Source organism: Streptomyces pseudovenezuelae, assembly GCF_029892565.1.
Classification (GTDB): Bacteria; Actinomycetota; Actinomycetes; order Streptomycetales; family Streptomycetaceae; genus Streptomyces; species Streptomyces pseudovenezuelae_A.
The window spans coordinates 629,147-654,199 of record NZ_JARXVH010000001.1; the positions used below are offsets into that span (position 1 = coordinate 629,147).

Below are 25,053 nucleotides of genomic sequence, written 5' to 3' on the forward strand. Positions count from 1 at the left end.
TACAGTCGGGCCTTCGACGCAGGACGAAGCGGGAGCGGACGCATGAGCGAGCAGCACACGTACCGGGTGATCGTGCGGGGCACGTGGGACGGGCTGACCGAGCAGGCCCGCGAGCGGCTGCTCACCGAGGCCGGCGAGCACGGGATGACGAGCATGCGGTTCACCGAGGAGGGCTCGCTGTCCTACGAGCCGGCGCCGCTCAAGCACTTCTCGATGAGGTTCGTGGTGGTGTCGGACGCGGCGGACGGCGACGAGATGGCGGCCGCGATCGCGGAGGACCGGGCGGAGACCCTGCTGCGCGGGCTCGACTACGGCTTCGGGGAACTGAAGTCGACCGTCACCGACCTCGACACCATGAAGATCAACCGGAAGCCCGCATCTCGGCGGTGAGCGCCCAGCGCTCGTGGTCCCGCCAGCCGCCGTCGATGTAGATCATGTTCGGCGAGAAGCCCTCCAGGCGGAACCCGCAGGAGCGGGCCAGGGCGATCGAGGCGGCGTTGCCGGGCTGCGCGTTGATCTCCAGGCGGTGCAGCCGCATCGGCCCGAAGGCGTACGCCACGACGAGGTCGAGGCCCGCGCGCATCAGCCCGCGCCCGGCGGAGTGCGCGAAGGCGCCGTAGCCGAGCGCGCCGCACTGGAAACCGCCCTCGACGATGTTGTTGATGTTGATGAACCCGGCGATGGCCCCGTCGGCGCGCTCACCACCCCCTTCGCCGCCCTCGTCACCGCCCTTCTCACCGACCTTCTCGCAGACCAGGAACCCGGCCTTGGTCGGGTCCTTGATCAGCCGGTTCGCGTAGGCGAGGTAACCGTCGGAGCTGTCCGGCGGGAACAGCCACGGATGGTGCAGATCCTTGCTCTCGCGGGCACGGGCGGTGAACTCGGCACCGTCCTCGTAGGCGAAGTGGCGTATGCCCACGCGGGGGCCTTCGGCGAGGTAACGGGACGCGGTGTGCGGCATCCCGACACCCTACGACGGGTCAGTCCCGGCGCCTCATGAAATACGCCCCGCACAGGGCGCCGATGATGCCCGTGGCCAGCAGTGCCATCCACAGCGGCATCGTGACCTCGGGGATCAGCAGGCGGATCCTGGTGGCGCGGGTGTTCTCGAAGATGAAGATCAGGGCGAGGACGGCGAGCAGCAGGACGACGGCCCGGGCGGGCGTCATCACCTGTCTGACCCGGCCCCCGCTCTTGGTGCCGCGCTCGGAAGTCTTCGTGCTCATGGCACCAGGGTGCGCCCGAAGCGGCCGTCACGCACGGTGAGGCTGCTCTCCGGGCGATTCGACCGCCGACCACGAAAAGCGACTGGACCATCGCTCACCGCAGTCACGAACCGCCGTCGGTGCCCCTGGTTCAGCGAAGGGCGGGCTCATCGAGCGTCACCGTGCCCGCGTCCGCGTCGAGTTCGGCCGGCACACCGAACGGCACGGTCAACGCCCCCGCGCAGTGCCCGAATCCGAACTCCTCGGCCACGGGCACACCAAGGCCACCGAGCCGGTCGAGGAGGACCGCACGCACCTCCTCGTACGGTCCGCACTCCGCCCATGACCCGAGCACGTACCCGGTGACGCCGTCGAGCCATCCGCCGCGCAGGAGTTGGGTGAGGATCCGGTCGAGGCGGTACGCCCGCTCCCCGACGTCCTCGATCAGCAGCAGCCCACCGCGCGCACCGGCGTGGGCGTGCGGTGTGCCGAGGTCGGTGGCGAGCAGGCTCAGACAGCCGCCCAGGGTGACGCCGCGGGCCCGGCCGGGGACCAGGGCGGTACCGCGGGAGGCGATCGAGCGGACCGTCTCCGGGGCGAAGAGGGTGGCCCTCAAGTGGTCCTGCGTCCGCGGGTCCTTGATGAAGTCGACGCCCGCGGCCGCCGGGCCGTACAGCGTGACCAGGCCCAGCCGGGTGGCGAACGCCTGGTGCAGCACCGTGACGTCGCTGAAGCCCACCAGGACCTTCGGCCCGGCCGCCCGCATCGCCTCCCAGTCGAGCAGGTCGACCATCCGCTGCGCTCCGTACCCGCCCCGGGCGCACAGCACGGCCGCCACCGACGGGTCGCACCAGGCCTGTTGCAGGTCGGCCGCCCGGTCCGCGTCCGTGCCCGCGAGGTAGCCCAACTCCTCGTGCCGGTCCAGCACATGGGGCGCCACCACCGGGTCGAGGTCCCAGCCGCGCAGCACGTCGAGGCCGGCCTGCAGCCGCTCCTCGGGGACGGGCCCGCTGGGCGCGACGACGGCCACGCGGGCGCCGGGGGCGAGTCGGTAGGGCCGTACCAGTTCCCTCACGTGGACAGCTCCAGCACCGGGATGCCGCGTGGGTGCAGGCCGAAGACCTGGGCGTACAGGGAGAGTTCGGACTCCAGCACCCGGATCATGGTCTCCGCGCGCCGGAACCCGTGTCCCTCGCCCTCGAAGGTGATGTACGCGTGCGGGACCCCCCGACCCGCCATCCGCTCCAGGAACCGTACGCACTGGGCGGGCGGGCAGATCACGTCGTCCAGCCCCTGGAGCAGCAGGAAGGGCACGGTGACGCGGTCGGCGTGCTCGGCGGGCGAGCGTTCCGCGTACCGGCCGGGCACCTCGGCGAGGGGTCCGACGAGGCTCTCCAGGTACTGCGACTCGAAGTCGTGGGTCACCCCGACGCCCCAGCCGGTCAGGTCGAGGACCGGGTAGATGATCGTGCCGCACGCGTAGACATCGGTCGAGGCGAGCGATGCGGCCGCGGTCCAGCCGCCCGCGCTGCCGCCGCGGATCGCGAGCCGGTCGGGGTCGGCCGTGCCCTCGTGGGCGAGGGCCTGTGCGACGGCCGCGCAGTCCTCGACGTCGACGACACCCCACTGCTCGCGCAGCCGGTTGCGGTACTCGCGGCCGTACCCGGTCGAGCCGCCGTAGTTGACCTCGGCGACGCCGATGCCCCGGGAGGTGAAGTAGGCGATCTCCAGGTCGAGTACGAGCGGCACCCGACTGGTGGGGCCGCCGTGCGCCCAGACCACGTACGGCGGCAGTTCGTCGCCGAGTGACACACAACCCGGGTTGTGGGGTGGGTAGATGTGCGCGTGGATGTCGCGTCCGGCCGGTCCGGTGAAGGTGCGGATCTGCGGTTCGGGGTAGTACGCGGGGTCCACCGCGTCGTCGTGCTCGGCGCCGATCACCCGGGCCCGGCCGGTGCGGGTGTCCAGCTCCACCACCTCCTGGGCGCTGCGCGGGCTGGCGCCGACGGCGACGACCCGTTCGCCGTGCACCGCGAGGGTGGCGGCGAACTCGGTCCAGGGTCCCGCGGCGTCGACGACCTCGCCGGTCTCGGGGTCCAGCACGCCGAGCGCGCTGGCGCCGCGGCCGTGCACGACGGCGATCAGTCCGCTGTCCAGCGGGGCGAACCAGCGCTGCCCGAGCTTCCACAGCGGCCCGCCGAACTCCTCCTCGCGCGGGCACACCGGGGTGCCGTCGCGGTAGAGGTTCCACCAGCCGCCGCGGTCGCTCGCGTACAGCAGGGAACCGTCGGGGGCCCAGTCCGCCTGGGCGATCGACTCGTCCGGTCCGCCGGCGACCGTGTGCGGCCCCCGCAGGGTGCCGTCCTCGGTGACGTCGGCGACGATCAGCTCCGTGCCGTCCCACGGCATGCGCGGGTGGTCCCAGGCGAGCCAGGCGGCGCGCAGACCGTCCGGCGAGATCCGGGGGGCGGTGACGAACCGCTGCCGTTCGTCGATGAGTTCGCGTACGGCGTCCCGGTTCTCGGCCGCCGAGCCGTCCAACGGCACCGCGACGAGGACCCGGCGCAGATCGCTGGGCCCCTCACCGGTGAACTCCTCCAGCACACACCACACTTCACCGCGGTCCAGTCTCAACTGCGGCTCTGCCCAACGCAGTCCGCCGCCCACGGAGGACACGGGGGTGAGCGGCCGGGGCTCGCCGTCGGGCTCGTGGCGGTAGAGCCGTTGGTCGGCGAAGTTCACGAACACCACGAGCGGTTCGCCGTCCACCACGGTCCCGGCCCAGGGTCGGCCGCCGTACTCGATGACGCGGCTGCGGACGTTCCACGGAGCCGGCAGCACCGACTCCTCGCGCCCGCCGACGCGCCGCCGCACCAGGGTGCGCCGGCCGCCCTCGGCGGGCCGTGGCTCGGTCCACCAGGCCTCGTCGCCCACGAATCCCACGAACTCGGGCTGCCCGTCGTGCGCGGCGGCGAGCGCCGCGTCGATGGGCGAGGGCCACGAACCGTACGCCAGGGTCTGCACGTTCTCCCCCACCTCGCTAGGCCGTCCGCAGGAAACGGTCGAGGACCCGGACGCCGAAGTGCAGCGCCTCGACCGGGACCCGCTCGTCGACCCCGTGGAACATGGCCTGATAGTCGTAGCCCTCGGGCAGCTTCAGCGGTGTGAATCCGTACCCGGTGATGCCGAGGCGTGAGAACTGCTTGGCGTCGGTGCCGCCGGACATGCAGTACGCCACCGGGTGCCCCTCGGGCGCGAACTCCCGGATGGCGGCCCGCATGTTGGCGTAGGTCGGCGAGTCCAGCGGTGCTTGGAGGGCCCGCTCGTGGTGGGCGAACTCCCAGTCGACGTCGGGCCCGGTGAGCAGGTCGAGGGTGGCGCGGAACTCGTCCTCGCCGCCCGGGAGGTAGCGTCCGTCGACGTACGCCACGGCCTCCCCCGGGATCACGTTGACCTTGTAACCGGCTTCCAGCATGGTCGGGTTGGCGCTGTTGCGCACGGTGGCCTCGACCAGCTTGGCCGCCGGGCCCAGCTTCTCCAGCAGCCCGTCCACGTCGTCCAGGTCCGGCTCGAAGCCGTAGAGCGCGGCGAGATCGGTGAGGGCGGCCCGTACGGTCGGCGTGAGCCGCGTCGGCCACGTGTGCTCGCCGATCCGGGCGATCGCGGCGGAGAGGCGGGTGACCGCGTTCTCCTTGTTCACCTTGGAGCCGTGCCCGGCCCGCCCGTGCGCGGTGAGCTTCAGCCAGCCCGTGCCACGTTCTCCGGACGCGATCGGATAGATCTGCCGCCCGCTGCCGTCGTGGAAGGTGAACGCCCCCGACTCGCTGACGCCCTCCGTGCAGCCCTCGAAGAGCCCAGGGTGCTGGTTGGCGAGGAACCCCGACCCGTCGGCCGCGCTGGCCTCCTCGTCGGCGGTGAACGCGATCACGACGTCCCGCCGGGGCCGTACGCCATTGCGGACCCAGTCCCGTACGACGGCCAGGATCATGGCGTCCATGTTCTTCATGTCGACCGCGCCGCGCCCCCAGACGACCCCGTCGCGGATCTCCCCGGAGAAGGGGTGCACGGCCCAGTCCTCGGCCTGCGCGGGCACGACGTCCAGGTGACCGTGGACGAGCAGCGCGTCGGCGCCGGGATCCGTCCCCTCGATCCGCGCGACGACGTTCGTACGCCCCTCGGTCCGCTCCAGCAGCACGGGTTCCAGGCCCGCTCCGGCGAGTTGTTCGGCCGCGTACTCGGCGGCGGGCCGCTCCCGGCAGTCCCCGCCCCCGCGGTTGGTGGTGTCGATGCGGATGAGGTCGGAGGTGAACCGGACGACCTCGTCCAACGCCTGCTGGTCAGCCATACTGCTCCTCCACGGCGGCCGAGACGATCGTGGTGACCGCCTTGAAGGTACGAATGCCCTCGTACATGGTCTCGTTGGTGTACGCCACCTTCCGCTCCCCGATCCGCTCCACACCCGGCACGACGGTGGCGGCCATGGCGAGGTGCTCGGCGTCGAACTCGAGCGCGACGGTGAACGGCCCTGCCTGGACCGGTTCCTGACGGACCGCCAACTGTGCGGCCTCCTTGGCGGCGGCCCGGATGTCGGCGGCGGTGCGGGCCGGCGTGCGGCACACGGCGGCGTAGCGCGAGACGTGGTCCTTGACGGCGACCTTCAGCGCCTCGGGCGCGTAGCCGAGGGCGTCCTCGCAGGCCACGTCATCGCCGGTGACCAGGACCACGGGTACCCCGTACTCGGCGACGACATGCGCGTTCAGGAGCCCCTCGCTGGCCCGTACGTCGTTCAGCCAGACGCCGGTGATGGAGTTGGCGAGGTAGGTGTGGGCGAGGACGCCCTCCATGCCGGCGCCCGCGTGGTAGCCGACGAAGGCGATGCCGTCGACGTCTCCGTGCTGCACACCCTCCACCATGGACAGGGACTTGTGCCGGCCGGTGAGCATCTGCGTGCGCTCGTCGAGGCGTTCGAGGAGCAGATTGCGCATGGACCAGTGGGCCTCGTTGACCAGGACCTCGTCCGCGCCTCCGTCGTAGAAGCCCCGCACGGCCGCGTCGACGTCGGAGGTGAACATCGAGCGGCACCGCTCCCACTGCGGTGTCCCCGGCAGCACGTCGGCCGGCCAGGTGACGCCCGTGGCACCCTCCATGTCGGCGCTGATCAGGATCTTCATGGTGCGTCACGTTACGCGCCGACGGGGGAACCTGCCACGAAGTGGTACGGAGGTTCAACCACTTTCCCTCCCTACCGTCGCCGCCAGGGCAGAACCTCCTGGTCGTCCTCGGCGGCGTCCATGCGCTGGAGTGCGGAGTTGATCGCCTCGCCGACCTCCGCGAACTGGCGGACCTGGTCACGGGTCAGCACGTCGAAGACCGCACGGCGTACCGCCTCCACGTGACCGGGCGCCGCCCGCTCCAAGAGCTGGCGCCCGCCCTCGGTGAGCACGGCGAGTTGGTTGCGCCGGTTCGCCGGGTCGTCACGGCGCTCCACATAACCGGACTCCTGAAGGCGGTTCACGGCGTGGGTGAGCCGACTGCGGGTGATCTTCAGACGCTCGGCCAGCTCGGACATGGTCAGCGCCTGGTCCGGGAGCTCGGAGAGATGGGCGAGCAGGATGTAGTCGGTGTGCGGGACCCCCGCCTCCTGGCGCAGCTGCCGGTTCAGGTAGTCGGAAAGCAGGGTCGAGAACTCGACGTAGGCGAGCCAGGCCCGCCGCTCCTCGGCATCGAGCCAGCGTGGCGTCGTGGACATGGACACAGCCTAGTCAGCGGATGTTTGAACATTCACACCTACGTCAGGGGCATGACCTTGCGGTAGGCGAACACCGCTGTCGCCGCGACCGCCACGTGCATCAGCAGCAGCGCACCGACGCCCCGTGCCCCGCCGTCACCGAAGAGCAAGAAGTCGGGAACGAAGGAGACCACCACGAGGGTCGGCGCCAGCCAACGCACCAGCGCCTGCGGGTCTTTGGACACCTTGCGCACGACGGCCCAGCCGACGGCACCCGCCACCACCCCGACCGCCGTCAGAAAGATGTACGAGGGCGCCTTCAGCGGCTCGAAGTCATCAGGTGCGCCCGCGGCCAGGGCGAGCAGGGCGATCACGGTGTCCACCACGGAGGCAACCACGATCGCGGCCAGCACACCTCCCGCCACGACGAGCGGACCACGGCGGACGGCGACGGCGTCAGAGGCAACGGACATGACCACTCCAAGGAAGGCAGCTGCGGACAGAGACCTCCAACGGAATGATTGAAGTCTCAAACGAGAGTCTGACCGAATCCGTTTGAAACTTCAAGGTTCAGAGCGCGCGGCCGAAGAGGTCGAGCAGCGCCGTCCAGTGCCGCTCCGTCGCCTCGGCGCTGTACATCGCCGTGTCGGCCTGCGTGAACCCGTGGTGGGCGCCGGTGTAGACCTCGCCGCGGTGGCGGACGCCGGCCGCGGTGAGAGCCTTGTCGAGGCGGTCGATCTGTTCGGCGGGGTTGGTGGTGTCCTGGTCGGCGTGGCCGAAGTAGAGCTCGGCGGTGATGCGGTCGGCGAGCAGGTGCGGACTGTCGGGGGCGTCGGTGGCGAGGTAGGCGCCGTGGAAGCCGGCCATGGCGACGACCCGGTCGGGGTGGGCGCCCGCGGTGCGCAGGGCGAGTCCGGCGCCCATGCAGTAGCCGGTGACGCCGACCGGTCCCGCGGTGGTGAGCGGGGAGTCGGCCAGCCAGTCGAGATAGGTGACGGCATCGCGCATGGCCCCCTCGGGGGTCAGCGACAGCGCGGCTGGGCGCAGGCTCGCGAGCAGCTCGGGGCGCTCAACAGGGTTGATGAACTCGGGCAGTTCGACCAGGGGCGCCCGGCCCGCGCGGTAGAAGACGTTGGGGACCAGAACCGCGTAACCGGCCGCGGCGAGCCGGTCGGCCATCGACTTCAGGTGCGGGCGCAGTCCGAAGCCGTCCATGTAGAAAGAGGACGGCGGGATGCGCGGCACCGTCGTCGGGGGCGGCCAAGTAGGCGTCGGCGGTGCCGTCCTGGGTGGGGATGTCGACGGACGAGCCCTGTACGGCAATGTCACTCACGATGCTGCGCCTCCATGTCATATGTGAAACTGAGTGTCACGGTAGCCACCAGGTGCCAGCACTGCAAGCAAGATCGTCGACGTTAGGATCGCCAAGTGAACGAAGCGGCACGCGGCAGCACGAGGGACATCGCCAGGGCGGCCGTGCGGGCCGAACTCACCCGGGTGGCGCTGGAGTTGTTCCGCCGGGACGGGTTCGCCCAGGTCACCCTGGACGACCTCGCGACCGCCGCCGGGGTCTCCCGCAGCACCTTCCTGCGCTACTTCGGCACCAAGGAGGACGCCGTCCTCGCCGCCTTCGACGGATCCGACCGGCGGCTCGCCGACGCCCTGCGCGCCCGCCCGGCCGACGAGGACGACTGGACGGCGCTGCGCCGGGCCCTGGACACCCTGATCGTCCGCTACCGACAGGACCCGGCGGGCTCGCTGGCGACGACCCGGCTGGTCCGGGAGACGCCGGCCCTGCGCGCCCGGAATCTGGAGAAGCAGTACACCTGGCGCCCCGCACTGGAGGCGGCCCTGGCCGAGCGGGCCGGCGCCGAACAGCCCACGCTCGCCCAGTCGGTGCGCGCGGCCGCCGCCCTGGACTGCCTGAACGTCGCCCTCGACCACTGGCTCGTCTCGGACGGCGAACTCGACCTGGTGCGACTGCTGGACGAGGCGTTCGCGGCACTCGCGGCACAGCGACCGGGCGGGACCAAGAGGCCGGGCGGCACCAAGAGGGCAGGGCGGGGCCAGTAGGCCGTCGCCCGCGACTCCCAGCCGGCCTCCCCGGCACCCAACCCCTCACCCCAAGCACCCAACCCCTCACCCATGGCGCGAACTTGACCCTTTTTGCAGTGCGTTGACAAAGGCCGGGAGCTTGCATCTAGGTAAGCCTTACCTAAAATCACCTCGCCGAAAGGTGCACTCCTCGTATGAGACGTGTCGCCTCCGCACGTACCGCCGCCCGCGCGACCCTCGCCGTCGCCGCCTCCGCTACGCTGACCCTGGGCCTGGCCGGCTCCGCCTCCGCCGCCACCTCGACCCGCACGGTCACCGACTCGGGCACCACGTACAACCTGTCGCTCACCGCCCCGCGACGGCCACCGCGTCCGGCCAGACGATCACCGTCACGGGCTCCGGCTACAACACGGGCCAGGGCGTGTACATCGGCCTCTGCGTGGTCGACGGCGCGCAGGGCGCGAACAAGCCCAGCCCCTGCCTCGGCGGCCAGGACGAGTCCGGCACCACCGGCGCCTCGCACTGGGTCAACAACACCTTCGGCGGGCTCTTCGCCAACAGCTCCAAGTTCGGCGCCGGCGGCACCTTCAGCGTGTCGATCTACGTGAAGGCGACCCTCGACGACGGCAGCGTCTGCGGCGCGGACAACGTCGGCTCCCTGGAGGTCTACGACAGCGCGAAGGTCGAGCGGACGACCGAGCCGGTCGCACTGCCGGGCAACCGCGCCGAGGCCTACGCGGGCGTCGCCGTCACCCCCGGCGGATCCACCGTCTACGTCACCGACCAGGCCGAGAGCAAGGTGCTGCGGCTGGACCGGCGGACGTCCCCGAAGGTGCTGCGCTCCCCCGCCGACCGGTCCGCCGAACCGGGCGACGAGGTCACCTTCGTCGCCACCGCCGAGGGCACCCCGGAGCCGACCGTGCGCTGGCAGGTCAGCGGCGACGAGGGCCAGACCTGGTCCGCGGTCGAGGGCGCGACGGCGACGTCGTACACCTTCACCGCACGGGCCGAACAGGACGGCTACCGCTACCGCGCCGAGTTCACCAACTCCGTCGGCACCACCCGCACGACGCCGGTCACCTTGACAGTGACCGAGGTTGACGACGGGGGTGACGGTGGGGCGGACGGCGGCACGGAGGGCCCGGGCGACACCGGCGGAAATGGCGGGACCACGGGCGGCACCGGTTCCGCGTCCGGGGGTTCCGGCTCGGCTTCCGGCTCCGGAGGCGGCGATTCGGGTACGACGACCGGAGGCGCCGGCAGCACCACGGGCGGCACCGTCGCCTCCGGCACCACCGGCGCGACCACCTCCGGCGGCAGCCTCGCCTCGACCGGCGTCGGCGCACTCTCCGCCGCCGCACTCGCCGCGGCCCTGCTGGGCACGGGGTGGGCGGCGTACCGCCGAGGACGCAGCGTCAGCTGAACCACCCGCCCTCAGCCGACCCGTCCGGCCTCAACTGGCCCACCGCACAAGCGAGTCCGCCCTTCGGCAGCACCGCCCCGAAGGGTGGACTCACCTCGTCCAGAGGCTTCTCGCCTCAGACCGGCACCGCGACCGCGTTGAATGTCGTCTCCGGCGTCTGGGGGCTCGTGAAGCGGGCGTTGACGAGATAGAGCCGGTCGCCGAACTGGGCGGCCGTGGTGGGCACATCGAAGCGCGGGTCGGTGATCGTGCGGCGCAGCGTGGCCGTCGTGGCCTTGGCGTCGAGGTCGAACACGCTGATCAGGTTGAGACGGTTCTGGACGACGTACAGCGTGCGGCCGATGCGCCAGAGGCCGTCGCCGGCCGCGACCGAGTCCGCGCCGACCAGGGCTATCTCGGTGGCGTACCCGGTCTTGACGCTGACGTTGTAGAGCTTGCCGGGCGTGCTGCTGACGACGATCAGGGCGCGGCCGTCGGGGGCGCCGACGATGCCGTTGGCGTTGTTGACGTCGGGGGTCTGCACCCAGTCGCCGGTGAGCGGGAGGGTGCGGACGGTGCCGTCGCAGCCGCGGGGTACACCGTAGAGGGCGGCGGCGCGCGAGTCGGTGAACCAGGCGCGGTCGCCGAGGAGGGTGACGTCGTTGATGAAGTGGCTGGTGGCGTCGGTGAGTTGATGCGTGGTGCGGATCTCGCCGGTGCGAGAGTCGTGGACGCGGGCGACTCCGGTGCTGCCCGCGACGTACAGCAGTCCGTCCTGGTCGAGCTTCAGGCCGACGGCGACCTGGCCGGTGGCGCCCGCGTAGAGGACCGTGCCCTCGCCGGTGCGCAGGTCGGTGCGGTAGATCGCGCCGTTGGCCCGCGAGCCCATGTAGGCGTACGGTTTGCGGCCGATGGCGATGCCCTCGGGGAGCCAGCCGTCGGGGAGGGGGAACTCCGTCGGCCAGCCGGCTCTGCTGCCGGCCGGGGCGGCGGTGGCCGTGCCGGTGCCGGCCGCCACCGCGAGGGTGGCCAGGGCCGCTCCGCCGAGCAGGGCGCGCCGGGACGGGTGGGGGTGGTGGTTCGGGGTCATGGGCTCGGGCCTCCGTGAGGTGGGGAGTGGGGACGCGGCGAACTCGACAGCTGTACGAACCTTGGGGACCCGATGACCCGGCCTTGGCCGGGATTTCGAATCCTGTTCGTAGCAAACGAACCGCCCACAACCGGAGTTCCCCCGCGCCCCACCCCCACCTCAGGAAGGTCGGCCCTCAGCTCGCGCGACCGGCGACCAGCCACTTCGAGGGCAGCTCGATACGGGTGCCCTCGGGTGTGAACTCCGTGGTGGTGAGCGGGAGTTCACCGCTCGCGATGATGGTGAGGCCGGCCGAGCGCACGTATGCGGGCACGGCCTCGTCGGACACCTCGCCGGGCGCGATGCCGTGCCGGAAGATCGGGGCGAGCTTGGGCGGCGGTCCGTCGGGGCTCTGGGCCAGGCCCAGCAGAACGGGCTTGGCCTGCTCGGAGAGTTCGACGAGGAAGGCCCGGCCGCATTCACCGACCAGCGTGGCGATTCCGTCGACCAGTGCCTGCCGGTCCTCCGGGTCGGCCTGGTGGAGGACGCCGCGCATGTAGACGTTGGTGTCACCGAGTTCCGCGTGCAGCGTCTCGGTCTCGTCCTTCTCCATGGCGTCGAGCACGCGGTACGTCGCCTGTCCGGCGGGGTCGGCGTGCCGCGCGTGCTCGACGGCCGCCTCCGACAGGTCGGCGCCCACGACGCGCGGGAAGCGGTCGGCGAGGAAGCGGGTCTGGGTGCCGTTGCCACAGCCCAGGTCCACCATGACCAGGCCCGGGTCGGTCACGTACGGCTCGAAGAGCGCCAGGTGCGGTCCGGCGGTCAGGGGCGGCTCCGCGTCCCAGAACACCGCGCCCTGTTCCTCCGGAGCCTCGCGCCAAAAGCCCTCCCAGGCCTCCCGGTAGCGACTCGTCACACTCATGCCCAACTCCCCAGGATGTGAAGGCCGTCCGCCGCAAGTGACGGGCGAGTACGGTCTATCGCGCCCTGGTCATGGCGACAAGCGCGTGGCGCATTCCTTCACTCCGCATTCGACTGCCGCACGCCCCTGCGCGCCTCTCGCGCCCCAGGCGTGCGGCCGGCCACCCCTGGCAAGGCGGGGGCCGGTCAGCGGCGCGGCAGCGTCAACTCGAACCAGACCGTCTTGCCGCTCCGGGTCCGGCTGGTGCCCCACTCGCGCGCGAGGGTGCTGACGACCCGCAGGCCGCGCCCGAACTCGTCCGTCGGGCCGGCGCCGCGCAGGTTGGGCAGCTCGTGGTCGTCGTCCTCGACCTCGCACAGCAGGGTGTCGCCGCGCACCAGGCGCAGGGCCACCGGGCGGCTGTGGGAGTGCCGTACGGCGTTGGTGACCAGCTCGCTGACCATCAGAGCGGCGTTGTCGGCCAGTTTGGCGAGCCCCCAGTCATGGAGCTGTTCCCGCACGGCGGTTCGGGCGCGGCCGACCTCGACCGGGTCGAGGGCGAGCCGCCATTCGGCGACGTCCTCGGGCTCGACACCGTTGAGACGGGCCATGAGCAGGGCCACGTCGTCCTTGCGGCCGCCCGTGACGTTCAGCGCGCGGATGATCGTGTCGCAGGCCTCGTCCATGGAGGCGGCCGGGTGGGCGGCGGACTCGGAGAGCGCCGCGAGCCCGACACCGATGTCCTCGCCGCGCACCTCGACCAGACCGTCGGTGCACATCACGAGCCGGTCGCCGGGCTCCACGCGCACGCGTACCGCCTCGAAAGGCACCCCGCCCACACCGATCGGCGCTCCGGTCGGCAGGTCGAGCAGCTCACTGCGGCCGTCCTCGGCGCGCACCAGAACAGGCGGGATGTGACCTGCGTTGGCGATGTGCAGTTCGCCCGCGATCGGGTCGTAGACCGCGTACAGACAGGTCGCGAGGTAGGTGTCGCCGAGGCGCTGCGCGAGGTCGTCCAGGTTGCGCAGCAGCTGGGCGGGCGGCAGGTCCAGGGCAGCCATGGTCTCCACGGCCGTACGCAACTGGCCCATCATGGCGGCCGAGTTGAGGCCGTGGCCCATGACGTCGCCGACCACCAGGGCGGTGCGGGCGCCGGGCAGCTTGACGGAGTCGAACCAGTCACCGCCGACCCGTCCCAGCAGCGTGCCGGGCAGATAGCGGGTGGCGATGTCACAGCCCGCCATGCGGGCCGGGATGACCGGCAGCATGCTGTCCTGGAGCGTCTCGGCGACGTTCTCCTGGTAGGTGTACATGCGCGCGTTGTCGAGCACGAGGCCCGCTCGGGCGGCGAGCTCGGCGCCGGTGACCCGGTCCATGTCGTTGAAGACGGGCCGCTCCGGGTGACGCAGCAGGATCATGAACCCGAGCACCACGTTGCGGGCCTTGAGCGGTACGACCAGCATGGAGCGGTTGGTGATCAGCGGCCGGATGTCCCGCTTCTCGAACTGCGAGGCGATGGCATGGCCCATCTCCACGCTGATCCGCGGCACCAGGACGGGCTCACCGCTGGTCATGCACTGGAAGAACGGCGTGTGCGCCGGGAACGGCATGGCCTCACCGACCGGCACGACGTCGTCCCAGCGGCCCGGTTCGTCGGTGTGTTCGAGGGCGACCCGGTGCCACATGGTGGTGGTGTCGGGCACGCCGTCGGGGAACCCCTCGCCCGCGACGACCTGTTCGCGCAGATAGGTGCCGGCGACGTCCGTGAAGCGCGGTACGACGGCTCTGCTGACCTCGACGATGGTGCGGGTGAGGTCGAGGGAGGTGCCGATGCGTCCACTGACCTCGTTGAGGAACTCCAGGTGTTCGCGGACGGCCGCGTACTCCAGGTCCTCGGCCTCGTCGGCGGCCTCCTGCGGGGTGGGCAGCCCCTCGGCCACCGCCCGGGCCGCCTGCTCGCGCCGGGCCCTGCGCTCCGCGCGCCGGGGCACGCCCCAGTCGGGGGTGACGGGAACCCGGTCGTTCTGGCTGAACTCCAGGACGGGATAGCCCAGTTCGAGGATCTGCGCGACGATGCGGGCGCTCTCGTCGACGCTCATGCTGGGCAGGATCTCGGGCAGCCGGCGGGCCAGCTCCTGGGCGCCGGGGAAGTCGGTGTGCAGGGCGAAGCCGGGCGCGATCCGCTCGTACGCCATGTCGTGTTCGGGGTCGTCGGGCCGCAGTCCGCCGGTGTCCGCGCCGAGCACGAGCAGCCGCTCCTTGCCCGGGCCCACCAGGGGGTACGCCCACCACAGGACGTCCACGCGGTCGCGCTCGGGGACGGTCAGCCGGGCGCGGCCCGCGGCCGGGTAGGACAACCCGCCGTCCAGGGAGGACTCCAGGCCGGGGCCGAGTCCGTCGTAGTCCGCGTACGTCCCGTACGGCGTGACGTCCTGTGCCTCGGGCAGCGCGCCGGAGACGGGCAGCAGGTCGACCGCCGAGTGTCCGATCGCGTCCTCTTTGGAGACGCCGAAAAGACGGCGTGCGCCGGTGCTCCAGTGGGACACGAGGCCGTCGCGGTCGACCACGACGACGGCCAACGGGACGCGGCCGACCGCGGTGTCCTCCACCGCTCCGCCCCCGGCTCCGCGGCTGGGAGGTGCTTCCCTCTCGGTGCCACGGTCCATGACCCAGGCCCTCTTTCCCACGGCTCCGCAAGATCTGTCCGCCGTCACCACCGTACGGCGCCCCCAGGTGGTGATGTGCGGCAACGGGGGAATTGGTGGCACGCGGGCGCACCGGTTCGGGAACGCACGCCGACAAGGCGCGCCGGGGGCGCTCAACCCCCGCGGCCGTTCGGTCGGTTCGCTCGGTTCAGTCGGTTCAGTCCTCGTGTCCCAGTTGGAGGTCCCGCTCGGTGCGGCCGCCGCCGGCGAGCTGGAGCACGGTGGCGACCGGCGGGTAGCCGGCGGCGATCACGGTGTACTCGCCGGAGGACAGGTCGACGAACCGGAACGTTCCGTCGGGTCCCGTGGTGAGCGTGTCCACGACGTTGCCGGCCGCGTCGAGCAGCGTCACGCGCGCGTCCTCGACGGGCCGCCCGCCGCTCGCACGCACCGTGCCGCGCAGCACGGCGCCACCCGCGAGTTCGATGTCCTGGCGGGTCTCCCGGGAGGCCTGGACGCTGACGGGCAGGGCGGCCGGGCGGAACGCGGGGGCGCTGGCGGCGAGCGTGTACTCGCCGGCCACCAGCTCGGTGATGACGTAGCCGCCCTCGCGCCCGCTGCGGGTGCTCGCGACGACCTCGCCGTGCACGTTGGTGAGGGTGACGGCTGCCTCCCGTACGGGCGTGCCGTCGGCGGTGACCACGCTGCCCGCGAGGCGGCCGGCGCCGCCGAGGACGACGTCGAGTTCGACGGGGCGCTCGCCGACGGTGACGGAGACCGCCTGCGGCTGGTGGCCGCCGGCCGCGGCGATCAGGACGTACGCCCCCGAGCCGGGCGTGGACAGCGCGTACCGTCCGTCCTCGCCGCTCGCGCCCCGCCCGATCTGCTGCCCTGTGACGTCGATGAGCGTGAGCGCGGCCCGCGGTACGACGGTCCCGTCGGGGTGCTGCACCGTGCCGCAGACCGGGATTCCGGCGGCGTACGACGAGCGAAGCGAGATCGGGGTCCCCCCGGCCGAAGGCTGGGGGAGGGCCTGCGGAATCGGGGCGTTCACGGGCGCGGTCTCCGTTTCGGCGGCGTTGTGGGACACCAGCGGTTTCTCCTTGAGGAAGAAGGCGATGAGCAGGCCGAGGACGAGCACCGGCACGAGGTAGAGGAAGATCCGGGGCATCGCGTCGGCGTACGCCTCGATGTAGTCGTCGCGCAGCGCCGGGGGCAGCGCGTGGACGAGCTGCGGGGTGAGGGACTCCGGGTCGGGCAGCTGGGATCCCGCGCGCGTGGAGAGCCTTTCGGCGAGGGAGTCGGCGAGCCGGTCGGCGAAGAGGGTGCCGAAGATCGCGGCGCCCACGCTGCCGCCGATCTGCCGGAAGTAGTTGTTGGCGCTGGTGGCGGTGCCGAGGTCGGCGGGGCGCACGGAGTTCTGCACGGCGAGGACGAGCACCGGCATCACCATGCCGATGCCCGCGCCGAGGACGGCCATCCAGAGGCTGTACTGCAGCCGGGAGGTGTCGACTTCGAGGCGGGACAGCAGCCACATGCCGAGGGCGGACAGGGCGCTGCCGAGCACGGGGTAGATCCGGTAGCGCCCGGTGTGGGTGATGAGTTGTCCGGCGATGATGGAGGCGCCGACGATGCCGCCCATCATGGGCAGCATCAGCAGGCCCGACTCGGTGGCGGAGGCCCCGTCGACCATCTGCAGGAAGGTCGGCAGATAGCTGGCGGCACCGAACAGCGCGATGCCGATCACCAGGCCCACCAGACCGGTGACGTTGAAGACGGAGTCCCTGAACAGCCGCAGTGGGATGAGGGGTTCGGCCGCATAGTGCTCGGCGACCAGGAAGAGCACGGCGGCGGCCACGGCGCCCGCGGCGAGCCCGAGGATGACGCGCGAGCCCCAGGCGTACTCGGTGCCGCCCCAACTGGTCAGCAGGACCAGGCAGGTGGAGGCCGCGGCGAGCAGGAGCGCGCCGAGGATGTCGAGGCGCGGCTTGGTCTGCGGCTTCGGGAGTTTGAGGACGACGGTGACCACGGCCAGGGTGAGGAGGCCGAAGGGCACGTTGAAGTAGAAGCACCAGCGCCAGGTGAGGTGGTCGGTGAAGTAGCCGCCGAGCAGCGGTCCGGCGACGGAGGCGAGCCCGAAGGCGGCGCCGATCAGGCCCATGAACTTGCCGCGCTGCCGGGGCGGCACGATGTCCGCGATGATCGCCTGGACGCCGATCATGAGGCCGCCGGCGCCGACGCCCTGGACCGCTCGGAAGGCGATCAACTGGTCCATCGTCTGCGCCCGTCCCGCGAGCGCGGAGCCGATCACGAAGACGACGATGGCGAACTGGAAGACGCCCTTGCGGCCGAGCAGGTCGCCGAGTTTGCCGTAGATCGGCAGTCCGACGGTGGAGGTGAGCAGATAGGCGGTGATCGCCCAGGACATCTTGTCCAGGCCGTGCAGCTCACCGACGATCTTCGGCAGCGCCGTGGCGACGATCATCTGCTCCAGGGCGGCCAGGAGCAGGGCGAGCATCAGCCCGAGGAAGACCAACCGGACCCGGCGCGGGCTCAGTTGGGCGACACCGGCCGCCGTAGGAGGGGGGCTCTCCACAGCCGCCACGACCGGTTCGTCCCGCACCAGAGTCGTCCCGCCCACCTACCGCTCCCCTCGTCGCACCGCCGCACAATTCCCGCTTAAGGCGACAACTGTGAGCAAGCACGACGAGTTACGGCAGAACGGCTCGACAGGTGGAGATCCACTCGAACCGGTGAGGGGCGTCAACACCCCCGGAACGCCGGGGACTTACCCGACGCGGGGACTCGCCCGACTCGGGGGAACTACTTCTCGACCTCGGCGGCCAGCTTGTCCAGGATCGCGTCGTAGATCCGGCCGAGGCCCTTGGGCGCGAAGGTCCTCTCGAAGAAGCCGCCGACACCGCCGGCGCCCTGCCAGGTGGTGGTCACGACGACGCGGGACTTGCCCTCGCCGGCCGGGGTGACCCGCCAGGTGGTGACCATCGAGGAGTTGCGGTCCTTCTCGACGAGTTCACCGTCGGTGGGCTCGCTCACCTCAAGGAGGCAGTCCCGGACCCGCTTGCTGGTCGCCTGGAGCTTCCAGTGGACGAGGGTGCCCTCACCGTCACCGCCCTCGCGGACCTCGTACTCGCTGAACTGCTCGGGCAGCACCTTCGCGCGCGTGCCGCTGTAGTCGGCGAGCGCGTCGAACACCGTCTCCGCGTCCGCCGCGACGATGCGCTCCGTAGTGGCCTCGACCTGCGCCATCGATTTCCTCCAGGACCTGGGTTCTCGGTGTCGGGGCAAGCCAACCACCCCCGCGCACGGCCGCCCAAATCGGGGGCCCCGGGCGTCCCGGGCGATCGAAAAGAGCACTTGCACAGTAATTCGAACAAGTGTTTCACTCTGGGGGCAGGCCTACCAGGAGGAGGCGTCATGCGCTGGGAGAACCTCACCGTGGAGTCCGGCGGCCACAGCCGGCCGAGCGACGCCGCGCTGTTCGGCACAGACGCGGTGATCACCCGTACCTTCGACACCCCCGAGTTCCGCGGCATCACCTTCCACGAGGTGCGCGCCCGCTCGATCATCAACCGGGTGCCGGGGGCCTCCCGGATGCCGTTCGAGTGGACGGTGAACCCCTATCGCGGCTGTTCGCACGCGTGCGTGTACTGCTTCGCCCGCAAGACACACAGCTATCTGGACCTCGACACGGGGATCGACTTCGACTCGCAGATCGTGGTCAAGACGAACGCCCCGGAGCTGCTGCGCCGCCAACTCGGCTCGCGCCGCTGGCAGGGCGACCACATAGCGATGGGCACCAACGTCGACTGCTACCAGCGCGCCGAGGGCCGCTACCGCCTGATGCCGGGGATCATCTCCGCCCTGCGCGACCACGCCAACCCCTTCTCGATCCTGACGAAGGGCACGCTGATCCTGCGCGACCTCGACCTGCTGCGGCAGGCCAACGAGGTGACCGACGTCGGCATCTCCGTCTCGGTCGGCTTCACCGACCCCGAGCTGTGGCGCACCGTGGAGCCGGGCACGCCCGCCCCGGAGCGCCGCCTGGACGTCGTACGCGCCCTCGCCGAGCACGGCATCGACTGCGGGGTCCTGATGGCCCCGGTGATCCCGTTCCTGAGCGACGACCCGGCCCAGCTGCGCGCCAGCGTGCGCGCGATCGCCGCCTCCGGGGCCGCCTCCGTCACGCCACTGGTGCTGCATCTGCGGCCGGGCGCCCGCGAGTGGTTCATGGCCTGGCTGGCGCAGCACCACCCGTATCTGGTGCGCCGCTACGAGCGGCTGTACGCGGACGGCGCGTACGCCCCGAAGTGGTACCAGCGCCGGATCACCCGTCAGGTCCACGAGCTATCCCAGGAGTACGGGATCGGCCCCTCGCGCGCGGGGATGCCCCGGCGGATCACGCCCCCGGAGCAGGTCGAGGAGGCGGTGTCCGAACCGACCCAACTCTCGCTGATTTGAGAGCGTTCGAGCGCATCCCTCGATCCGATCGGGTCAAGTATCGGCAGAACACGTTCCTCCGGTGCGGCTTTCCGGGACTATGCGGCGAGGACCACGAGCCCCGCGGTCCGAAACCCCTCCGTCCTGGGAGGACCCCATGAGAAAACGCGCAGCAGTACTGTGCGGCGTCGCCGTGGTGGTGGCCGGAACCTTCACGGCCGTCCCCGCCGACGCGAGCGCCCCGAGCGGCGCGGCGACCGCTCACGCCGCGAAGCTCACCTGGAAGAAATGCGGCACCACCGACTATCCGACGCTCCAGTGCGCGTCCCTCAAAGTGCCCCTTGACCACGCGAACCCGCACGGTCGGCAGATCACCCTCGCCCTCTCGCGCGTGCCGCACACCGCGAGCAAGAGCCAGGGCCCCCTGCTGGTCAACCCCGGCGGTCCCGGCGGCAGCGGCCTGTCGCTCGCCGGCTTCGTCGCGTCCTCGCTGCCCAAGGCGGTGGCGTCCCAGTACGACGTCATCGGCTTCGACCCGCGCGGGGTCGGCGCGAGCAAGCCGGCCCTGGACTGCAAGCCGGGCTACTTCAACCCGGTGCGCCCGGACTCCGTGCCGAGCACACCGGCCCTGGAGAAGGCCAACCTGCAGCGCGCCAAGTCCTTCGCGGCCGCCTGCGGCAAGAAGTACGCGAGCCTGCTGCCGTACATCGACACGATCAGCGCCGTACGGGACATGGACTCGATCCGGGCCGCACTCGGCGCCAAGAAGATCAACTACTTCGGTTACTCCTACGGCACCTACCTGGGCGCGGTCTACGCGAAGCTCTTCCCGGAGCGGGTGCGGCGCCTGGTCCTGGACTCGATCGTCGACCCCACGGGCGTGTGGTACGACGACAACATCGGGCAGGACTACGCCTTCAACGACCGCCAGCGCGCCCTGATGACCTGGATCGCGAAGTACAACTCGACGTACAAACTCGGCACCGATCCGGAGAAGATCGAGGCCAAGTGGTACGCGGCGCGCAAGGCGCTGGCCAAGAAGCCGGCGGGCGGCAAGGTGGGCGCCTCGGAGTTCGAGGACACCTTCATCCCGGGCGGCTACTACAACGGCTACTGGCCCTATCTCGCCGAGGCGTTCGCGGCCTACGTGAACGACAAGAACGCCGATCCACTGGTCGAGGCGTACGAGAACTTCGCCGCCATCGACGCTTCCGGGGACAACGGCTACAGCGTCTACACCGCGGTGCAGTGCCGTGACGCCTCCTGGCCGCGCGACTGGAACCAGTGGCGCAAGGACAACTGGGCGGTGTACGACAAGGCGCCCTTCATGGCCTGGAACAACGCCTGGTACAACGCGCCGTGCGCGTTCTGGCCGACGGACACCAAGCGCCCGATCAACATCGCCAACGGCAAGCTGCCGCCGGTGCTGCTGTTCCAGGCGACGAACGACGCGGCCACCCCGTACGAGGGCGGCGCGACGGTCCATCGACTGCTGGCCGGCTCCAGTTTCGTGGTCGAGCAGGGCGGCGGGAACCACGGCATCACGCTGAGCGGGAACGCCTGCCTGGACAAGTACCTGGCCACGTATCTGACCAACGGCAAGGTGCCACGCAGCGGCGGCGAGGTCGACGCGGTCTGCCAGAAGGTGCCCGCCCCCGCACCGCTGAGCTCCGCGGCGGCGGCGAAGTCCACCCGCGGTTCGACCCTGCACGGCCTGGTCGGCTTCCGCGGCTGAGCACCGACCGGATATCCGGATACGAAGTCCCGTCGGGGGCGGAAATCCCGGTTGTCAGACCCATGGTCCACGATGGACGCATGAGTGAGACGACCAGGATTCCCGCCCCCGACGGGGTCTTCCCCGCCGCCCAGTACAGCCACGTCGTCATCGGCACCGGCCGCTTCGTCGCCGTCTCCGGCCAACTCGCCCTCGACGAGGACGGCAAGCTGGTCGGCGAGGGCGACGCGGAAGCCCAGGCGTGCCAGGTCTTCGAGAACCTCCGCCGCTGTCTGACCGCGGCCGGCGCGACCTTCGACGACGTCGTCAAACTCACCTACTTCGTCACGGACATGGCCCACATGCCGGCGATCCGCACTGCCCGAGCCGCCCACATACCCGACGACCGCCTCCCGGCCGCCTCGGCGGTCCAGGTCGCGGCGCTGGTGCGGCCGGAGTTCCTGATGGAGGTCGAGGCGTTCGCAGTCGTGGCCGAGTGACTCCTCCCCAGACCGGTCTCCGGGTCCGGGACATGGCTCTGGTCGACTGCGACCGCGTGGCCGAGATCCGCGTCCGCGGCTGGCGCAGCGCCTACCGAGGACTCATGCCGCAGTCGTACCTCGACGCGATGAGCGTGCCGAAGGACGCCGAGCGCAGCCGCGCCCGCCTCCTGCAAGGGGATGGCAGCGTGGTGAACATCGTGGCCGAACGGGACGGCGAGATCGTCGGCTGGGCCTGCCACGGCCCCTACCGGGACGGTGAAGTACCCGCCGGGGGCGTCGAGTTGTACGCGATCTACGTGGACCCGGCCCGCCAGGGCACGGGTGCCGGACGCGCCCTGCTCGACGAGTCGCTACGGCGATGTACGGCCGCCGGCCACACGCGCATGTACCTCTGGGTCCTCCAAGGGAACACGCACGCCCGGCACTTCTACGAACGCGCCGGCTTCCGCGCCGACGGCACCGAGGAGCCTTTCGAGGTGGACGGGGCCGAGGTGCCCGAGGTCCGGTACGCGCGAGACCTCACTGTCTGACCTGACGTCAGCGCTGCCTCGGAATGCGCCCCAGCGCCCCCACCGCCGCCTCCGCCAGGGCCGGGTGGGCGAGCGCCTCGGTGAGTACGGGCCGGGCGCGGGCGTCCGCCAGGCTGCCGAGCCCGTCCACGCACGCGAGGGCCACGCGCCGGTACGGATCGTGCGGGCGCAGCCGTCGCTCCAGTGTGGTGATGAGCGCGGGTACGGACTCCGGGGCGCGCAGTTCGGTCAGCAGGCGGATCGGGTGCAGGGCATAGGCGACGCGCAGTTCGTTGGTGGCGAGGGCCGCTGCCGCGCGGGCGGTGCGGGGGTCGTCGAGCCGGGCGAGGGCGTACGCGGCGGAGGCGCAGCGCTGGGGATCACGGTGGTTCAGGAACAGGACGAGGGACTCGAAGGCACGCCGGTCGCCCGCGAGTCCGAGCTTGAACGCGGTCAACTCCCTGGCCCACAGCGGCTGTCCGGGTTCGGTGAGCGCGTCGGCCAACGCGTCGGGGTCCTCGGTCACCACGAGCCGGTCGTACACGGCGGACGCTCCCGCCTCCGTTCGTAAACGCTCCGTGAGCGATCGCAACTCTTCGTCCATGACACCGAGCCTAGGGGCGCCCTGGATCTCTCGGGACCTACATCACAAAGACGGACAAGGACAAGAATCGGACAGGGGCTGGCGCGCTCGTTACTCACCGGTTAAGCTCAGACGAGCGAGTTACCCACTCGCGTTCTCCCTTGCGGTGGCCTGGTGACGCAGCCGCCGTAAGAGCAAGCGGTTCGGTGCTTCAAAGCACCGCAGTACGACCCGGCTTGGGACAGGGCCGGTCGCTCTCCACCGTTTCCGGGCGTGTGCGCTCGTAGCCCGGCATCACCCGCACTCCTCACGCACCCGGTGCGCCACCGGTCCGGCTTCGGCCCGGTTCCCTCGGCGCACCCGGGCGTGCTCCCAGTCGTCACCCCTCATTCCTGGAGTCCCGCGATGGCCACTCCCCTGTCCGCCACCCCTCTCTCCCCGATCAGGACCGTCGCCGTCATCGGCCTCGGCACGATGGGCACCGGTATCACCGAGGTCCTCGCCAAGGCCGGTCGCCAAGTCGTCGGCATCGACATCAGCGAGGCCGCGACCACGCAGGCCGTCGCCGCCCTGGAGACCGCCACCGCCCGCGCCGTGACGCGGGGCCGGCTGACCGAGCCGGAGCGCGCCGAGCTGCTCGCCCGCGTCCGCACCTCCACCGACCTGCGGGCCGCGGCCGACGCGGACCTCGTCATCGAGGTGGCGCCGGAGTCGTACGAGATCAAGCAGCAGATCTTCCGGGAGCTGGACGGGATCGTGCGCCCGGAGACGATCCTGGCGACCGGCACCAACGCCCTGTCCGTGACCCGGCTCGCCGCCGACTCGGCCCGTCCGGAGCGGGTGCTCGGCCTGCACTTCTTCAACCCGGCGCCCGCGATGCGGCTGGTCGAGGTCGTCTCGTCCGTGCTGACCGCCCCGACGGCCGTCGGCGCGGTCACCAACCTCGCCCTCGACCTCGGCAAGGAGCCCGTCGCGGTCGGCGACCGGCCGGGATTCGTCGCGGACGGGCTGCTGTTCGGGTACCTCAACCAGGCCGCCGCGATGTACGAGGCCAAGTACGCCTCCCGCGAGGACATCGACGCGGCGATGCGGCTGGGCTGCGGACTGCCCATGGGCCCGCTCGCGCTGCTCGACCTGATTGGCGTCGACACGGCTCGTACGGTCCTGGAGGCCATGTACGCCGCGTCCCACGACCGGCTGCACGCCCCCGCCCCGATCCTCAAGCAGCTCAGCGAGGCGGGCCTGACCGGCCGCAAGTCGGGCCGCGGCTTCTACACCTACGAGGCCCCGGGCAGCGCCGTCGTCGTGCGGGACGCGCTCACGCCGCTGGACGGCGCCGCCCTCACCCCCGGCCGCCCGGTCCGCTCGGTCGGCGTCGCCGGCTCCGGGACCATGGCGTCCGGCATCGCCGAGGTGTTCGCCAAGGCCGGGTACGAGGTCGTGCTCGCCGCCCGCAGCGAGGAGAAGGCGCAGACCGCCAAGGCCCGTATCGGCAAGTCGCTTTCGCGATCCGTCGACAAGGGACGGCTGACCGCGGAGGCAGCCGCCGAGACCCTCGACCGGATCACCCCTGCGGGTTCCTACGACTCCTTCGCCGACGTCGACCTGGCCGTCGAGGCGGTCGCCGAGGACCTGGAGATCAAGCAGCAGCTGTTCGCCACCCTGGACAAGGTCTGCAAGCCCGGCGCGGTTCTCGCAACGACCACCTCCTCGCTGCCCGTCGTCGCCTGCGCCCGCGCCACCTCGCGCCCGCAGGACGTGATCGGCATGCACTTCTTCAACCCGGCACCGGCGATGAAGCTGGTCGAGGTCGTCCGTACGGTGTTGACTGCGGAGGACGTCCACTCAACGGTTCGCGAGGTCTGCGTCAAGATCAAGAAGCATGGCGTCGACTGTGGTGACCGGGCCGGATTCATCGTCAACGCACTGCTTTTCCCCTACCTCAACAACGCGATCAAGATGGTGCAGGAGCACTACGCGACTCTTGACGACATCGACGCGGCGATGAAGTTGGGCGGCGGCTACCCGATGGGGCCGTTCGAACTCCTCGACGTGGTCGGGCTCGACGTCTCCTTGGCGATCGAGAAGGTCCTGCACCGCGAGTTCCGCGATCCGGGCCTGGCTCCGGCCCCGCTCCTGGAGCATCTGGTGGCCGCGGGCTGCCTCGGCCGCAAGACGGGCCGTGGCTTCCGCGAATATGCCCGGCGCTGACGGCGCCGGGGACTGGTTCGCGACGGAGGCGGACTGGGGCGGGCTGCTCGATCCGGGTGGCCCGCACCCG

General features: G+C 71.2%; 21 protein-coding genes and 2 pseudogenes. 8 read left to right on the forward strand and 15 right to left on the reverse strand.

What is annotated here, in order from left to right:
- Positions 1–42: 42 nt before the first annotated feature.
- A complete protein-coding gene (locus tag M2283_RS02810; protein ID WP_280874310.1) occupies positions 43–390 on the forward strand; it encodes a DUF6204 family protein in 348 nt (115 codons plus the stop codon).
- Here the strand turns inward: M2283_RS02810 and M2283_RS02815 are convergent.
- From M2283_RS02815 to M2283_RS02855, 9 genes and pseudogenes are all read right to left on the reverse strand, one after another.
- Positions 362–961, reverse strand: a complete 600-nt coding sequence (locus M2283_RS02815) for a GNAT family N-acetyltransferase (protein WP_280874311.1) — start codon at positions 959–961, stop codon at positions 362–364. The two genes, M2283_RS02810 and M2283_RS02815, sit on opposite strands and share 29 nt — an antisense overlap.
- Positions 962–980: 19 nt before the next feature.
- Complete coding sequence (locus tag M2283_RS02820) at positions 981–1,226, reverse strand: LapA family protein (protein ID WP_280874312.1); 246 nt, start codon at positions 1,224–1,226, stop codon at positions 981–983.
- A gap of 130 nt (positions 1,227–1,356) precedes the next feature.
- A complete protein-coding gene (locus M2283_RS02825) occupies positions 1,357–2,280 on the reverse strand; it encodes a S66 peptidase family protein (RefSeq protein ID WP_280874313.1) in 924 nt (307 codons plus the stop codon).
- Complete coding sequence (locus tag M2283_RS02830) at positions 2,277–4,229, reverse strand: prolyl oligopeptidase family serine peptidase (RefSeq protein ID WP_280874314.1); 1,953 nt, start codon at positions 4,227–4,229, stop codon at positions 2,277–2,279. The genes M2283_RS02825 and M2283_RS02830 overlap by 4 nt, the downstream gene beginning before the upstream one ends.
- Positions 4,230–4,245: 16 nt before the next feature.
- Complete coding sequence (locus tag M2283_RS02835) at positions 4,246–5,550, reverse strand: M20/M25/M40 family metallo-hydrolase (protein ID WP_280874315.1); 1,305 nt, start codon at positions 5,548–5,550, stop codon at positions 4,246–4,248.
- Positions 5,543–6,376 carry a M55 family metallopeptidase gene (locus M2283_RS02840; RefSeq protein ID WP_280874316.1) on the reverse strand — a complete coding sequence of 278 codons (834 nt, stop codon included), beginning with the start codon at positions 6,374–6,376 and terminating at the stop codon, positions 5,543–5,545. Before M2283_RS02840 ends, M2283_RS02835 begins: the two co-directional genes overlap by 8 nt.
- A gap of 71 nt (positions 6,377–6,447) precedes the next feature.
- Positions 6,448–6,954, reverse strand: coding sequence for a MarR family winged helix-turn-helix transcriptional regulator (locus M2283_RS02845; RefSeq protein WP_280874317.1), 507 nt, complete (start codon positions 6,952–6,954; stop codon positions 6,448–6,450).
- Positions 6,955–6,992: 38 nt separating this feature from the next.
- Entirely contained in the window at positions 6,993–7,406 is a 414-nt protein-coding gene (locus M2283_RS02850) for a DUF6069 family protein (protein ID WP_280874318.1), read from the reverse strand.
- A 97-nt stretch (positions 7,407–7,503) separates the two neighbouring features.
- A pseudogene (locus M2283_RS02855) lies at positions 7,504–8,287 on the reverse strand (dienelactone hydrolase family protein).
- A gap of 74 nt (positions 8,288–8,361) precedes the next feature.
- Between M2283_RS02855 and M2283_RS02860 the strand changes: the two are divergent.
- Both M2283_RS02860 and M2283_RS02865 read left to right on the forward strand, forming a co-directional pair.
- Positions 8,362–9,006 (forward strand): TetR/AcrR family transcriptional regulator, encoded by a 645-nt coding sequence (locus M2283_RS02860; protein ID WP_280874319.1) that lies wholly within the window; start codon positions 8,362–8,364, stop codon positions 9,004–9,006.
- Between the two features lie 176 nt (positions 9,007–9,182).
- Positions 9,183–9,628: pseudogene (locus tag M2283_RS02865) on the forward strand (hypothetical protein); the annotation flags it as partial.
- An 898-nt stretch (positions 9,629–10,526) separates the two neighbouring features.
- On the opposite strand, the gene M2283_RS02870 reads toward M2283_RS02865, so the two are convergent.
- The 5 genes from M2283_RS02870 to M2283_RS02890 form a co-directional block, all read right to left on the reverse strand.
- Complete coding sequence (locus M2283_RS02870; RefSeq protein ID WP_280874321.1) at positions 10,527–11,480, reverse strand: SMP-30/gluconolactonase/LRE family protein; 954 nt, start codon at positions 11,478–11,480, stop codon at positions 10,527–10,529.
- Between the two features lie 175 nt (positions 11,481–11,655).
- The gene (locus M2283_RS02875; protein ID WP_280874322.1) at positions 11,656–12,381 is read right to left on the reverse strand and encodes a class I SAM-dependent methyltransferase; all 726 of its coding nucleotides are present in this window, start codon (positions 12,379–12,381) and stop codon (positions 11,656–11,658) included.
- 185 nt (positions 12,382–12,566) lie between these two features.
- Positions 12,567–15,026 (reverse strand): ATP-binding SpoIIE family protein phosphatase, encoded by a 2,460-nt coding sequence (locus tag M2283_RS02880; RefSeq protein ID WP_280874323.1) that lies wholly within the window; start codon positions 15,024–15,026, stop codon positions 12,567–12,569.
- A gap of 196 nt (positions 15,027–15,222) precedes the next feature.
- Positions 15,223–17,646 carry an MFS transporter gene (locus M2283_RS02885; protein WP_280874324.1) on the reverse strand — a complete coding sequence of 808 codons (2,424 nt, stop codon included), beginning with the start codon at positions 17,644–17,646 and terminating at the stop codon, positions 15,223–15,225.
- 182 nt (positions 17,647–17,828) lie between these two features.
- The gene (locus tag M2283_RS02890; RefSeq protein ID WP_280874325.1) at positions 17,829–18,272 is read right to left on the reverse strand and encodes an SRPBCC family protein; all 444 of its coding nucleotides are present in this window, start codon (positions 18,270–18,272) and stop codon (positions 17,829–17,831) included.
- A gap of 168 nt (positions 18,273–18,440) precedes the next feature.
- On the opposite strand from M2283_RS02890, the gene M2283_RS02895 reads away from it, so the two are divergent.
- The 4 genes from M2283_RS02895 to M2283_RS02910 all read left to right on the forward strand — a co-directional run bounded on the left by M2283_RS02895 (position 18,441) and on the right by M2283_RS02910 (position 22,210).
- Positions 18,441–19,484: an Rv2578c family radical SAM protein gene (locus M2283_RS02895; RefSeq protein WP_280874326.1), complete on the forward strand. Its 1,044-nt coding sequence runs from the start codon at positions 18,441–18,443 to the stop codon at positions 19,482–19,484.
- 136 nt (positions 19,485–19,620) lie between these two features.
- On the forward strand, positions 19,621–21,198 hold the full coding sequence (locus tag M2283_RS02900; RefSeq protein ID WP_280874327.1) for an alpha/beta hydrolase: 1,578 nt from the start codon (positions 19,621–19,623) through the stop codon (positions 21,196–21,198).
- Positions 21,199–21,278: 80 nt separating this feature from the next.
- On the forward strand, positions 21,279–21,677 hold the full coding sequence (locus M2283_RS02905) for a RidA family protein (RefSeq protein WP_280874328.1): 399 nt from the start codon (positions 21,279–21,281) through the stop codon (positions 21,675–21,677).
- Between the two features lie 32 nt (positions 21,678–21,709).
- On the forward strand, positions 21,710–22,210 hold the full coding sequence (locus tag M2283_RS02910) for a GNAT family N-acetyltransferase (RefSeq protein WP_280874329.1): 501 nt from the start codon (positions 21,710–21,712) through the stop codon (positions 22,208–22,210).
- A gap of 7 nt (positions 22,211–22,217) precedes the next feature.
- Here M2283_RS02910 and M2283_RS02915 read toward each other — a convergent pair whose 3' ends face one another.
- Positions 22,218–22,793, reverse strand: coding sequence for an adenylosuccinate lyase (locus M2283_RS02915; protein WP_280874330.1), 576 nt, complete (start codon positions 22,791–22,793; stop codon positions 22,218–22,220).
- Positions 22,794–23,177: 384 nt separating this feature from the next.
- Between M2283_RS02915 and M2283_RS02920 the strand changes: the two genes are divergently transcribed.
- Complete coding sequence (locus M2283_RS02920; protein ID WP_280874331.1) at positions 23,178–24,983, forward strand: 3-hydroxyacyl-CoA dehydrogenase family protein; 1,806 nt, start codon at positions 23,178–23,180, stop codon at positions 24,981–24,983.
- Positions 24,984–25,053: the final 70 nt, after the last annotated feature.

What these genes read in the sequence shown, in the direction of transcription:
- M2283_RS02810 (WP_280874310.1), top strand. Translation starts at nt 43, where the DNA reads ATGAGCGAGCAGCACACGTACCGGGTGATCGTGCGGGGCACGTGGGAC.
- M2283_RS02815 (WP_280874311.1), bottom strand. Translation starts at nt 961, where the DNA reads ATGCCGCACACCGCGTCCCGTTACCTCGCCGAAGGCCCCCGCGTGGGC.
- M2283_RS02820 (WP_280874312.1), bottom strand. Translation starts at nt 1,226, where the DNA reads ATGAGCACGAAGACTTCCGAGCGCGGCACCAAGAGCGGGGGCCGGGTC.
- M2283_RS02835 (WP_280874315.1), bottom strand. Translation starts at nt 5,550, where the DNA reads ATGGCTGACCAGCAGGCGTTGGACGAGGTCGTCCGGTTCACCTCCGAC.
- M2283_RS02840 (WP_280874316.1), bottom strand. Translation starts at nt 6,376, where the DNA reads ATGAAGATCCTGATCAGCGCCGACATGGAGGGTGCCACGGGCGTCACC.
- M2283_RS02845 (WP_280874317.1), bottom strand. Translation starts at nt 6,954, where the DNA reads ATGTCCACGACGCCACGCTGGCTCGATGCCGAGGAGCGGCGGGCCTGG.
- M2283_RS02850 (WP_280874318.1), bottom strand. Translation starts at nt 7,406, where the DNA reads ATGTCCGTTGCCTCTGACGCCGTCGCCGTCCGCCGTGGTCCGCTCGTC.
- M2283_RS02870 (WP_280874321.1), bottom strand. Translation starts at nt 11,480, where the DNA reads ATGACCCCGAACCACCACCCCCACCCGTCCCGGCGCGCCCTGCTCGGC.
- M2283_RS02875 (WP_280874322.1), bottom strand. Translation starts at nt 12,381, where the DNA reads ATGAGTGTGACGAGTCGCTACCGGGAGGCCTGGGAGGGCTTTTGGCGC.
- M2283_RS02880 (WP_280874323.1), bottom strand. Translation starts at nt 15,026, where the DNA reads ATGGACCGTGGCACCGAGAGGGAAGCACCTCCCAGCCGCGGAGCCGGG.
- M2283_RS02890 (WP_280874325.1), bottom strand. Translation starts at nt 18,272, where the DNA reads ATGGCGCAGGTCGAGGCCACTACGGAGCGCATCGTCGCGGCGGACGCG.
- M2283_RS02895 (WP_280874326.1), top strand. Translation starts at nt 18,441, where the DNA reads ATGCGCTGGGAGAACCTCACCGTGGAGTCCGGCGGCCACAGCCGGCCG.
- M2283_RS02900 (WP_280874327.1), top strand. Translation starts at nt 19,621, where the DNA reads ATGAGAAAACGCGCAGCAGTACTGTGCGGCGTCGCCGTGGTGGTGGCC.
- M2283_RS02905 (WP_280874328.1), top strand. Translation starts at nt 21,279, where the DNA reads ATGAGTGAGACGACCAGGATTCCCGCCCCCGACGGGGTCTTCCCCGCC.
- M2283_RS02910 (WP_280874329.1), top strand. Translation starts at nt 21,710, where the DNA reads ATGGCTCTGGTCGACTGCGACCGCGTGGCCGAGATCCGCGTCCGCGGC.
- M2283_RS02915 (WP_280874330.1), bottom strand. Translation starts at nt 22,793, where the DNA reads ATGGACGAAGAGTTGCGATCGCTCACGGAGCGTTTACGAACGGAGGCG.
- M2283_RS02920 (WP_280874331.1), top strand. Translation starts at nt 23,178, where the DNA reads ATGGCCACTCCCCTGTCCGCCACCCCTCTCTCCCCGATCAGGACCGTC.